This window comes from Stenotrophomonas sp. X (assembly GCF_055721025.1).
In genome coordinates this window covers 3,532,953-3,544,586 of the sequence record NZ_CM146756.1, presented here as the reverse complement: position 1 = coordinate 3,544,586, position 11,634 = coordinate 3,532,953, and the positions used below count along the sequence as shown (strand labels likewise).

The window sequence follows — 11,634 nt, the reverse complement described above, 5'->3', positions numbered from 1 at the left end:
CGCATACGGCACGGAATTGTGCGGTCGCAGCATGCTTGCGACAGGATAGCGACAGGTCCGGACGCTCCAACGGGGGTATCATCCCCTGTCCCTTCTGCCCATTCATGTAACCCACATCGATGTCCAACGAAGATTTCAAACAGGCCGCCCTCGATTACCACCGGATGTCCCCGCCGGGAAAGATCAAGGTTTCCGCTACCAAGCCCATGCTGACCCAGCGCGACCTGTCGCTGGCGTATTCGCCGGGCGTGGCGTACGCCTGTGAAGCGATCAAGGCCGACCCGCAGCAGGCCAGCGAGCTGACCGCCCGCGGCAACCTGGTGGCGGTGATCTCCAACGGCACCGCGGTGCTGGGCCTGGGCAACATCGGCGCGCTGGCCGGCAAGCCGGTGATGGAGGGCAAGGGCGTGCTGTTCCAGAAGTTCGCCGGCATCGATGTGTTCGACATCGAAGTGGATGAGACCGACCCGGACAAGCTGGTCGACATCATCGCCTCGCTGGAACCGACCTTCGGCGGCATCAACCTGGAGGACATCAAGGCGCCGGAATGCTTCGTGGTCGAGCGCAAGCTGCGCGAGCGCATGAAGATCCCGGTGTTCCATGACGACCAACACGGCACGGCGATCATCGTCGGCGCGGCCGTGCTCAACGCGATGGCGATCACCGGCAAGAAGATCGAGGACGTGAAGCTGGCGACCACGGGCATGGGCGCGGCCGGCATTTCCTGCGTGAACATGCTGGTGCAGCTGGGCCTGAAGCCGGAGAACATCCTGGCCTTCGATCGCGAGGGCGTGATCCATACCGGTCGTACCGACCTGGACCCGGAAAAGCAGCGCTATGCGCGTGACACCGACAAGCGCACCCTGGCCGAGATCGTCGACGGCGCGGACATCTTCCTGGGCCTGTCGGCACCGGGCATCCTGACTGCCGACATGGTCAAGACCATGGCGCCGGATCCGGTGATCTTCGCGCTGGCCAACCCGACCCCGGAAATCATGCCGGAGGTGGCGCGCGCTGCGCGTCCGGACGCGATCATCGGCACCGGCCGTTCGGACTACCCGAACCAGGTCAACAACGTGCTGTGCTTCCCGTACCTGTTCCGTGGTGCGCTGGACGTGGGCGCCACCGCGATCAACGAGGAAATGAAGATCGCCTGCGTGCGTGCCATCGCTGCACTGGCACGCCGTGCAGCCACCGACATGGGTTCGGCCTACGGCGGCGAGACCCCGAGCTTCGGGCGTGAATACCTGATCCCGCGCCCGTTCGACCGCCGCCTGCTGGTGGAACTGTCGGCCGCCGTGGCCCAGGCCGCGATGGATTCGGGCGTGGCCTCGCGCCCGATCGAGGACATGGGCGCCTACCGCGACAAGCTGGCCCAGTTCGTCTACCGCACCAGCCTGATGATGAAGCCGGTGTACGACCGCGCGCGCAGCGACAAGCAGCGCGTGGTGTACGCCGAGGGCGAAGAGGAAGTGGTGCTGCAGGCGGTGCAGAACGTGGTCGATGACGGCCTGGCGCATCCGATCCTGATCGGCCGCCCGGAAGTGATCGAGTCGCGCATCGAGCGCCTCGGCCTGCGCCTGAAGATCGGCGAGAACGTTGAAGTCACCAACATCAACGACGACCCGCGCTTCAACGAATACTGGCAGTACTACCACGGCCTGACCGGCCGTCGTGGCGTGACCGTGGCCGCGGCGAAGAACCTGATGCGTTCGCGCCCGACCCTGATCGCAGCGGTGATGGTCGCCCGTGGCGAGGCCGATGCGATGCTGACCGGCATCGTCGGCCGCTTCCACAAGAAGCTGGGCTACGTGCGCAGCGTGCTGCCGCTGGAGCCGAAGGTCACCTCGACCTCGGCGATGACCGGCGTGATCAACCAGCAGGGCGTGTTCTTCTTCGTCGATACCCACGTGCAGGAAGATCCGACCGCCGAGCAGCTGTGCGAGGCGACCCTGCAGGCGGCCTATCGCATGAAGCTGTTCGGCATCGAGCCGAAGGTGGCGCTGCTGTCGCACTCCAACTTCGGCAGCCATGATTCGAAGGATGCGCTGAAGATGCGCCAGGTGCGCGAGCTGCTGCTCAAGCGCAACCCGCGCCTGAACGTGGATGGCGAAATGCAGGGCGACACCGCATGGGATGAAGCGCTGCGCCAGAAGCTGCTGCCGGGCTCGACCCTGCAGGGCCGAGCCAACCTGTTCGTGCTGCCGAACCTGGAAGCGGCCAACATCGCCTACAACCTGGTGCGCGTGTTCACCGACGGCGTGGCGATCGGCCCGATCCTGATGGGCGTGAACAAGCCGGTGCACATCCTGACCACCAGCGCGACCTCGCGCCGGATCCTGAACATGACCGCCATTGCGGCGGTCGATGCGCAGATCCGCAAGCAGATCGAAGCGGAGAAGAAGGCGTAAGCCTTCGCTCCGCTGCGATCTGCAGAAACGCGCCCTTCGGGGCGCGTTTCGTTTCCGCCCAGCGGAAACCGGATCGGGTAGCGCCGGGCCATGCCCGGCGAGCGCGCAGCGCGGCGCTTCTCGCATTCCGCCGGGCATGGCCCGGCGCTACCCGGTGAATTGCAGTCCGGCGGTCATTTCCCTGCAACGCCGCTGCGGCCCAATACGCCCACGCGGCCCGGCCGTGGGAAGGGACCGGACCGGCCTTCCCACCCTGGGCCCGACCAACTTCCCATCGGCGAGGGTGTCATGCGCAATCGAGTGACGCGGCGGTACTTCCAGCAGCTGTTCGCGCTGTACGCCGGTTTCGTGCAGTCGCGCTGAGGCGCCGGCGACAGCGTGGGCGTCAGCGCCGCTTGCCGCGGCGTGCAGGGGCCGGCGGCGGAGCGTCGGAACGCGGCTTGGCGTACTGCGCCCACAGCGCCGGCAGTGCCTTGCCGGTGTGCTTCTGCCACAGCGCCGGTGCATAGCGGCCGTCGCGCAGGGCCTTGTCCAGTGCCAGCACCAGGCCTGGATGTTCGGCGTCGGCCCATTTCAGGAACGCACCGGTGACACGGTAGCCGCTGTCGAAGTTCTGCCCCTTCTCGACCTTGCCCGGCAGTGCCCAGCCCGCAGCGGCATTGTCCATGCCGTAGCGGTCGCGTGCGTAGTCGGCGATGCCCTCCACCAGCCAACCCGGCACCCGTGCGTCGCCATAGTCGGGATAGCCCTGCACGATGTGCATGGCCTCATGGGTGACCAGGTCGATGTCGTTGGGGTGCTGCGCCAGCCAACCCGGGTTGATGGTGATCGTTGCGGCCTGGTCCTTGTCACCGACGAAGGCGATCCCGGTGTAGGCCGGGTCGATCACGATGCGCACCATCGACGGCGCGGCCGGGTGGAAGTCCGCACGTTCGCGCAGGTAGGCGAAGTAGAACGTATCGATCACCCGCTTGCGCTGCGGCGCGGCCAGCGCGCCACGGGCGTCCTGGTAGTTCAGCGTCACGCCGTCGCGGGTCAGCTGCGCATCAAAGGCCTGGGTCTGGCCGAAGCTGGAGAAGGAAAGGGCAACAAGGGCCAGAGGCAGCAGACGGTAGCGCATGGGGCTCATTGTACGGCGCTGGGCGCCAACAGTTCGATCTCCGCCAGCGGCAGCCGGCCCGGTGCGGCCAGGCGCAGCCGATACTCGCTGTAACGACCGGGTTTGGCGATGCGGAACGGTCGGGTCTGGCGGGCAGACTCGAAGGCTTCGCCGCTGCGCTGGTCGAGCACGATCCAGCGGCCGTTGCCACTGCGCGCTTCCAGCGTCCATTCGCCGCCCTGGATGCGGCCGTCACCGCTGGTGAGCGTGTACATGGTCGGCACGCCGTCGCCCAGGCCGGTCAGTGCGATGGTTGCGCCGCCGCCCAGGCTGACGGTCGTGGCGGCATCGTCGTCGACCAGCGCTGGCAGGGCGCGACCATCGGCCAGCGTCGCCTTGGCGCCACTGCCGAGCAGGTCGTGCAGCAGCTGCGGGCGCTGGCCCCGCGCGGTCAGCGAGCGCGGCACATCGTCCACGCCGCTGCCCCAGCGCGACGGCTGCGGCCCCATCACGAAGTCCAGCGTCGCGCCCTTGGCGATCAGCTCATGCGGCACCCAGGTCTTCGTCCACGGCTTGCCATTGATCTTCAGCGACTGCACGTAGACGTTCTCGCGTGAGTTGTTGGCCGCGTTCACGGTCAGCACCGCACCGCCCTGCAGTTCCACCCTCGCATGTTCGAACGCCGGTGAACCGATCACGTACTCCGGGGCGCCCATGCGCAGCGGATACAGGCCCAGCGAAGCCAGCACGTACCACGCGGAGGTCTCGCCGTTGTCCTCGTCGCCCGGATAGCCCTGGCCGATCTCGCTGCCCACATACAGCCGCGACAGGATCTCGCGCACGTGCTGCTGGGTCTTCCACGGCTGCCCGGCGTACAGGTACATCCATGGGATGTGGTGCGCCGGCTGGTTGCTGTGCGCGTACATGCCCATGCGCACATCGCGCGCTTCGGTCATCTCGTGGATGGTGCCGCCGTAGGATCCGGCAAACGCGGGGTCGGCGGTTTCCGGGGTGGAGAAGAAGGCATCCAGCTTCGCTGCCAGCTTGTCACGGCCACCATAGAGCGCGGCGAGTCCTTCGCCATCGTGGGCGGCGGTGAAGGCGAAGGTCCAGCCATTGGATTCGGTGTAGTCGTGGCCCCACACGCGCGGGTCGTAGGCCTTGGCGTCCACGCGCCACTGGCCATCGGCCTTGCGGCCCTGGAAGAAGCCGGCGGCCGGATCGAACATCGTCGCGTAGCTGGCGGCGCGATGGCGGAAGTAGTCGGCCTCGGTGCTGTAGCGCTCGCGCGCGGCCGGCGTGGTCGCGCGCTTGGCCAGGGCCTCGGCCATGTTGGCGATGCCGAAGTCATTCAGTGCGCCTTCCATCGTCCACGACATGCCTTCGTGCACGTCCGCGCTGGCGTAGCCACGGAAGGTCGAGCGGTCCATGCCCTTGCGGCCGACGTGGCGGTCAGGCGGGACCACGGTCGCGTTCTTCAGCGCGGCGGCGTAGGCCTCTGCCGGATCGAAGCCACCGACGCCTTTCAGCCACGCATCTGCAAATGCCACGTCCGAGCTGGTACCGACCATCAGGTCGGCGTAACCCGGCGACGACCAGCGCGCGATCCAGCCGCCGGCGCGGTACTGCTCGATGAAGCCCTGCACCAGCTGGCCGGCATCGTCGGGCGTGAACAGCGCATAGGCCGGCCAGGTGGTGCGGAAGGTGTCCCAGAAGCCGTTGTTGACGAATACCTTGCCGTCGCGCACGGCGGCGTAGCTGCGGGTCGCGCTGCCCTCGGTGTTGTCATCGCTGGCGCTGGCCTGGTTGGCGTAGCGCCAGTCAGGCGCGGCCGCGCTGCCGGCATTCTCGTGGCCGGAGTTGGGATACAGGTACAGCCGGTACAGGCTGGAATACAAGGTGGTCTTCTGGTCGTCACTGGCATTGCCGATGTCGAAGCGGGCCAGGCGCGCGTCCCATGCATCCTGCGCACGGCCGGCCACGCTTTCCAGCGTGTCGGCGGCGGCGATTTCCAGCGCCAGGTTGTGACGCGCCTGTTCCACCGAGATCAGCGAGGTGGCGATACGCATCGTCACCTGCCGGTCGCTGCCGGCATTGAACTTGATGTAACCGGTCGGGCGGCCGGTGTCGAGGCGGCCGCTGCTGCGCCACGGCTTGTCGAAGCTGGCCACCACGTACATGCGGCTGGCGCCGTTGGACAGGCCGCTGCGCGTATCGGTGTAGCCGCTGAGGGTCTGCGTGGCCGTGTCCAGGGTCAGGCCACCACGCACATCGACATTGTCGAACAGCAGGTTGGCGTCGCCGCCCTCGGGGAACTCGAAGCGGAACAGCGCGGCATGGTCGGTCGGTGCGATGGCAGCAGCGATGCCATTGTCGAAGCGCACGTCGTAGCGGTAGGGGCGCGCGCTTTCATGACGGCGGTCGAACGACAGCGCGCGCTTGCGGCGGTCGGCGTCCGGCACGCCACGGCTGGCCGAGGGCATCACCTGGAAGGTCTGGCGGTCGCCCATCCACGGGCTGGGCTGGTGGCTCAGTGCCAGTGCCTGCAGCTGCGGGCGGTTCTGCGCATCGTTCTGTTCGTTCCAGCGGTACAGCCAGTTCAGTGCGCCGGCGTCGGTCACCGGGGTCCAGAAGTTGAACCCGTGCGGCACCGCCGCGGCCGGGAAATTGTTGCCGCGCGAGAAGGTGCCGTTGGCCTGGGTGCCGCGGGTGGTCAGCACCCAGTCGGAGACGCGCTGCGGCCGCTGCCGCGGTTGGGCATCCAGGCGCACGTCATCAATCCAGCCAGAGACCGGCGCGCCCTCGGCGCTGGCCACCTCCAGCTCGATCGCCACCACGCGGCGGCCCTTCAGCGTGGGCACGTCGCCCAGCCGCACCGCCTTGCGGGCCCACTGTTGCGGGTACAGCGTCTTCGATTCGCCCTGCGCGCGCGCGCCGATCGCCACGCCATGCTGGTCGCGTGCCGCACCGGCCGAAACGCGGCTGCCATCGTCCAGCAGCAGATCCAGCGATACATAGGTCGAGGCGACGGTGTCCTTGCCGACGATTTCCGGCAGCACCAGCCACGACAGCGTGGTATCGGCCTCGATGGGCAGGTCGGCCTTGAACAGTTCGCGCCGCGCGCTGCCGCCTTCGCTGCTGTAGCGCAGCGCATGCAGGCCGCTGTAGCCGGCGTTGCGCTTGGCGGCGTAGGGCGCGGCCGGTCCATTGCCGATCGTGACCTGAAGCGCACCGGTGGCCTGCGCCGGGGCAGGTTCGCCCGGTTCGAACGAGGTCTGCAGCCCCTGCGCCAGCACCGGCATCGCAGGGGTCGCACAGGCCAGGGCCAGGGCGAGCGGAAGCAGGGCGCGGCGCGGATCGGACAGGGTCATGCAAGGGTCTCCCGGAAGGGCTGGCGGCGGGCGAACCCGCATCGGCGGACACCACGGACAGCATCGCTCCGCCCGCCAGGCTGGCAGTGGAAGAGGCGATGCCGGTCCGGTGGGGGCGGGCCATGCGATCGGGTTGGATTGGGTGGGTCGAGGTGCGACCTGGCCCGATCCTGCAACAGCCGCCGCGCGCTGGCAAGTGCCATTTAGTTCGATCCAAATGCGGGAAATATCGCTGGAGTCGATTCTGGCGAGCGAACCTGCCGGTACGACCGCGAAATCCCCGGAATCACCGCCGCCCGGCGTGCGGCGGGGAGATGCGAGGCATCGGCGGCGGCGTGCAAAGGCCCGTTGCGGGGCAATGTCGTTGCGGCCCAGATGCTAGAATCACAGGCCTCGCAACCCGTTCACCGAATCCGCCATGAGCCATACCGCCACCGCGCCCGCCAACGCCGAGAAGCGCTACACCGTGCACCGCAGCGATCTGCCGTTGAGCTGCCCGACCCCGGAAATGGCGCTGTGGAACTCGCATCCGCGCGTGTACCTGCCGATCGAGGACGAGCCCAACGGCGAAGCGCAGTGCCCCTACTGCGGGTCCGTGTTCGTGCTGGCCGACTAAACGGCGGCCCCTTCGATGCGCCGATTGACCGTGGTGCAGTTGCTGCCGGCGCTGCACTCCGGTGGTGTCGAGCGCTCGACCCTGGAAATCGCTGCGGCCCTGGTTGCCGCCGGCCATCGCGCGCTGGTGGTGTCTGCCGGCGGCCGCCTGGTGCAGCCGCTGCTGGACAGCGGTGCCGAGCACCTCACCCTGGATATCGGCCGCAAGTCGCTGCTGACCCTGCGCCATCTGCCGACCCTGCGCCGGCTGTTTGCCGAAGTTGGTGCGGACATCGTGCATGCCCGTTCGCGGCTGCCGGCCTGGTTGGGCCTGTACGCGATCCGCGCCATGCCCGCCGCACAGCGCCCGCATTGGGTGACCACCGTGCACGGGTTGAACTCGCCCAGCCGCTACAGCGCGGTGATGACCAGTGGCGAACGCGTGATCTGCGTGTCCAACACCGTGCGTGCCTACGTGCAACGCCATTACCCGACGGTGCCGGAAGAAAAACTGCGGGTCGTACCGAGAGGTGTCGACGTCAACCAGTTCCCGCGCGTGGCGCGCGCCGACCGCCGTCCGCGGCTGGCCCTGGCGGCCGACTACCCGTGGCTGGCGCAGGTTGAGGGCCCGCTGCTGCTGCTGCCGGGGCGCGGCACCCGACTGAAGGGCCACGCCCACGCGCTGCAGCTGCTGGCCGACGTGCGTGCCGCCGGCGTGCCTGCCCAGCTGTGGATGCTGGGCACCGACGAACCCGGGCGCGAGGCCTACGTGGCTGGCCTGCGCCGCCAGGCCGCGGCGCTGGGCGTGGCCGAGGCCGTACAGATCAGCACGCCTACCGTCCGCATCGCCCAGGCCTACGCCGCCAGCGATCTGGTGCTGCAGCTGTCGGACAAGCCGGAAGCCTTTGGCCGCACCGTGCTCGAGGCGCTGTCGGTCGGCCGCCCGGTGCTGGGCTGGGACCACGGTGGCGTCGGCGAACTGCTGCAGCAGCTGCAGCCCAGCGGTGCGGTGCCGCTGGGCGACGCGCACGCGCTGGGTGAACGTGCGCTGGCCCTGCTGGCGCAGCCGCCGTCCCTGCCGACCCGCATCCCGTTTACCCTGCAGGCCATGCAGCGCGACACCCTCCGCCTCTATGCCGATCTCGCCGGCTGACCCCGCTGCCATCGTGCGCGACGACCGTGCCGGGCGCTGGGCGCCCTGGTGGGTGCTGGCGTACGTGGCGATGTGGCCGCTGCCGGGCATTGCCGAAACCGTGCTGGGCCTTGGCGCGGTCTATGCTGCCGCGCGCATGGTGATGCGCCGGCTGCAGCGCCGCCCGCACCTGCTGAGCACGGCGGCGTGGGCGCTGACCTCGATCCTGTTCCTCGGCTACTGGCTGCCGCAGGCGTTTTCGGCCATCGATGCGATCGACCCTTCGGCCTCGTGGACCAAGGCGGCCGCCGGACTGCGCTACCTGCCCTTCATGTGGCTGGTGGCGATCGCGGTGGCCACGCCGGAACGGCGGCGCTTGACCTTCGGTGGCCTGGCGCTGATCACCGGCGTGTGGACGCTGGACGCGCTGGTGCAGGCGCTGGCTGGCACCAGCCCGTGGTTCTGGTCGCTGGAACACCTGAAGCTGGCCGTGAGTGGCCAGGCGCTGTGCCCGGCCGACGAAGCCGCACTGGCCGACCGCCTCAGTGGCGCGCTTGGGCCCTGCAATCTGAAATTCGGCCAGGTGCTGGCCAGCCTGTCACCGTTCCTGCTGCTGCCGATGGCGCGGCGTTTCGGCAATGCAGGGTGGCTGCTGGCCGCTGCGGCACTGGGGTGCGTGCTGCTGCTGGCAGGCTCGCGCGCCTCGTGGATCACCTTTGTGCTGGTGCTGGCCTACAGCGGCATGCGCCAGTTCGGCTGGAAGCGGCTGCTGCTGCTGGCCCTGGTGGCAGCGCTGGGTACGGCCGCACTGACAGCGGGCGTGCCGCAGCTGCGCGAGCGTGTCGTGCGCACGGCGCAGGCATGGAACGAAGACGGGCAGGGCGTTGACGAGGCGCTTTCGGGGCGCGCGCGCATCTGGACCGCGGCGGTGTGCATGATCGAGGAGCATCCGGTCAACGGTGTCGGTGCGCGCGGCTTCCGCGATGCGTATCCGGCCTGCGTGTCAGATGAGGGCCCCGCCGTGTGGGGCAACCAACCGGCGTTGCACGCCCACCAGATCGTGCTGGAAATCCTTGCCGAGACCGGCGTTCTGGGCCTGCTGCTGTGGTTGGCGGCGGTGGCGCAGGCCTGGCGGGCCTGGCGCTATGCCCCGGCGGCTGCGCGTGATCGCGCCCGGCCGGCGATGCTGGCGCTGGCGGTCACGGTGTTCCCGCTCAATACGCACCTGGCGTTCTATTCCGCGTTCTGGGGTGGCCTGACGGTGCTGCTGGCAGCCCTGTTCGCCGGCAGCCTGCTGGCGCGGGACGCGGGCGACACGCCGACGGTGGTCTGATCGTTCATCCACGCATGGCGCGGCTCTACTGCATGTACCGAACGGAGCCTGCTTTGGTAGATCCACGCCATGCGTGGATGGAGCTTTCCCGACGCGAATACCGGTCAACCACCACTACCGGTGTTTCCATGCGTATCGCACGCTGGAGGCATGGCCAGCCCCAGACTTCGCTACGGTCGGTATTCCCGATCCGGCAACGTGTACTCATTGACCACAGCAACCCTCGGCCGCGAACCGTTGTTCGCCGATGCGGCAAACGTGGCGATCCTTATCGACACACTGCGCTTCGTAGAGCGCAAGGGCTTCAGCCATAGCCTCGCCTGGGTGGTCATGCCCGACCATCTGCACTGGCTGATGGAGCTGCGCGGAGGAACCCTGGCCGAGTGTATGGCCCTGCTCAAATCACGCAGCAGCCGTCTGTTGAACCGGCGATTGGAGCGACAAGGGCCGCTGTGGCAGCGCGGTTACCACGATCACGCCGTACGCAGCGATGAATCCCTTCATGAGAAGGCGATGTACATCATGGCCAATCCGGTCCGTGCGGGCCTGGCCAGCACGTTGGGTGAGTACCCGCACGCATGGTGCCGTTGGCCGTTGTAGGTGCCGCCATCCGGATGTAGAGCATCCACGCATGGCGTGGATCTACTTCAGAATGCTCCGCGTCATCAAATCCACGCCATGCGTGGATGAAGCTGCACAGGAAAGTAGATCCACGCCATGCGTGGATGAAACCCTCCCGCCGCACCGCTATTTGTAGAAATCACTCCGGCCGCCGGGCTGGCGCTTGAAGCGGCGGTGGATCCACAGGTACTGGTCGGGAGCCTCTCGCACCATCGCTTCGATGGCCTGGTTGACCCGGGTGGTATCGGCTTCCACATCCTCGCTGGGGAAGTTCTCCAGCGGCGCGCCGATCTTCAGGAAGTACTTTCCGCCTTCTCGCCGGTGGAAGTACGGAATCACCGCACAGCCGGTCATGCGCGCCAGCTGATGGGTGGCGGTGATGGTCGAAGCGGTGTGGCCGAAGAACGGCACGAATACCGTGTCCTTGCCTCGCATGTCCTGGTCTGGCGCGTACCAGAGGAAACCGCCCTTCTTCAGGTGGCGCACGGTCGCGCGGATGTCCTCGTTGGCGAACATCGCCTTGGCATAGCGCAGGCGGCCGAACTTGACCGCCCACTCGTACACCGGGTTCTTGTGCTTGCGGTACATGCCGGAAAGATCGACGTAGTCGCACAGCAGGCGGCCGCACATCTCCAGGGTCATGAAGTGGCCGGAGACCAGCAGGACGCCGCGGCCTTCGGCCTGCATCTGCCGCAGGTGTTCCAGGCCTTCGATCCGTACCCGCGGGCGGATGCTGTCGATGCTGCCCCACCAGGCGCGGATGCACTCGAATACGCCGACGCCCAGCGCATCGAAACTGTCGCGCACCAGGCGCTGCCGCCACGCTTCGTCCTTCTCGGGGAAACACAGCTGCAGGTTGACCTCGGCGGCGCGGCGGCGGCTGCCGAGCAGGCGCCAGGTGATCCAGCCGACGCCCCGGCCCAGCGCGCGCTGCAGCATCCACGGCAGGCGGGCGATGGCGAAGGCGCCGAACATGGCGGCGAACATCGGCCAGTTGCGCGGATCGCGCAGCGACGGGCGGACGGCGGTGGAGGCATCTGACATGGGGCCATTCTACCAAGGCGGCCGCGTGT

At 68.0% G+C, this 11,634-nt stretch carries 8 protein-coding genes; 5 read left to right on the top strand and 3 right to left on the bottom strand.

From position 1 onward, the window contains the following. The first annotated feature begins 119 nt into the window (after positions 1-119). A complete protein-coding gene (locus ACZ75I_RS16305) occupies positions 120-2,411 on the top strand; it encodes an NADP-dependent malic enzyme (protein ID WP_012481213.1) in 2,292 nt (763 codons plus the stop codon). 385 nt (positions 2,412-2,796) lie between these two features. Here the strand turns inward: ACZ75I_RS16305 and ACZ75I_RS16300 are convergent, their stop codons facing one another. Both ACZ75I_RS16300 and ACZ75I_RS16295 read right to left on the bottom strand, forming a co-directional pair. After that, entirely contained in the window at positions 2,797-3,540 is a 744-nt protein-coding gene (locus ACZ75I_RS16300) for a basic secretory protein-like protein (RefSeq protein ID WP_472958308.1), read from the bottom strand. Further along, positions 3,537-6,881, bottom strand: a complete 3,345-nt coding sequence (locus tag ACZ75I_RS16295) for a GH92 family glycosyl hydrolase (protein WP_472958307.1) — start codon at positions 6,879-6,881, stop codon at positions 3,537-3,539. The genes ACZ75I_RS16300 and ACZ75I_RS16295 overlap by 4 nt, the downstream gene beginning before the upstream one ends. A gap of 418 nt (positions 6,882-7,299) precedes the next feature. Between ACZ75I_RS16295 and ACZ75I_RS16290 the strand changes: the two genes are divergently transcribed. The 4 genes from ACZ75I_RS16290 to ACZ75I_RS16275 all read left to right on the top strand — a co-directional run bounded on the left by ACZ75I_RS16290 (position 7,300) and on the right by ACZ75I_RS16275 (position 10,540). Beyond that, positions 7,300-7,497: a zinc-finger domain-containing protein gene (locus ACZ75I_RS16290; protein ID WP_005410967.1), complete on the top strand. Its 198-nt coding sequence runs from the start codon at positions 7,300-7,302 to the stop codon at positions 7,495-7,497. Between the two features lie 15 nt (positions 7,498-7,512). Further along, the gene (locus tag ACZ75I_RS16285) at positions 7,513-8,628 is read left to right on the top strand and encodes a glycosyltransferase (protein ID WP_061479571.1); all 1,116 of its coding nucleotides are present in this window, start codon (positions 7,513-7,515) and stop codon (positions 8,626-8,628) included. Next, the gene (locus tag ACZ75I_RS16280) at positions 8,609-9,940 is read left to right on the top strand and encodes an O-antigen ligase family protein (RefSeq protein ID WP_180867615.1); all 1,332 of its coding nucleotides are present in this window, start codon (positions 8,609-8,611) and stop codon (positions 9,938-9,940) included. The genes ACZ75I_RS16285 and ACZ75I_RS16280 overlap by 20 nt, the downstream gene beginning before the upstream one ends. A gap of 150 nt (positions 9,941-10,090) precedes the next feature. After that, the gene (locus ACZ75I_RS16275) at positions 10,091-10,540 is read left to right on the top strand and encodes an REP-associated tyrosine transposase (protein ID WP_072167598.1); all 450 of its coding nucleotides are present in this window, start codon (positions 10,091-10,093) and stop codon (positions 10,538-10,540) included. Positions 10,541-10,687: 147 nt separating this feature from the next. Here the strand turns inward: ACZ75I_RS16275 and ACZ75I_RS16270 are convergent, their stop codons facing one another. Further along, a complete protein-coding gene (locus ACZ75I_RS16270) occupies positions 10,688-11,605 on the bottom strand; it encodes an LpxL/LpxP family Kdo(2)-lipid IV(A) lauroyl/palmitoleoyl acyltransferase (protein ID WP_180867611.1) in 918 nt (305 codons plus the stop codon). Positions 11,606-11,634 lie beyond the last annotated feature (29 nt).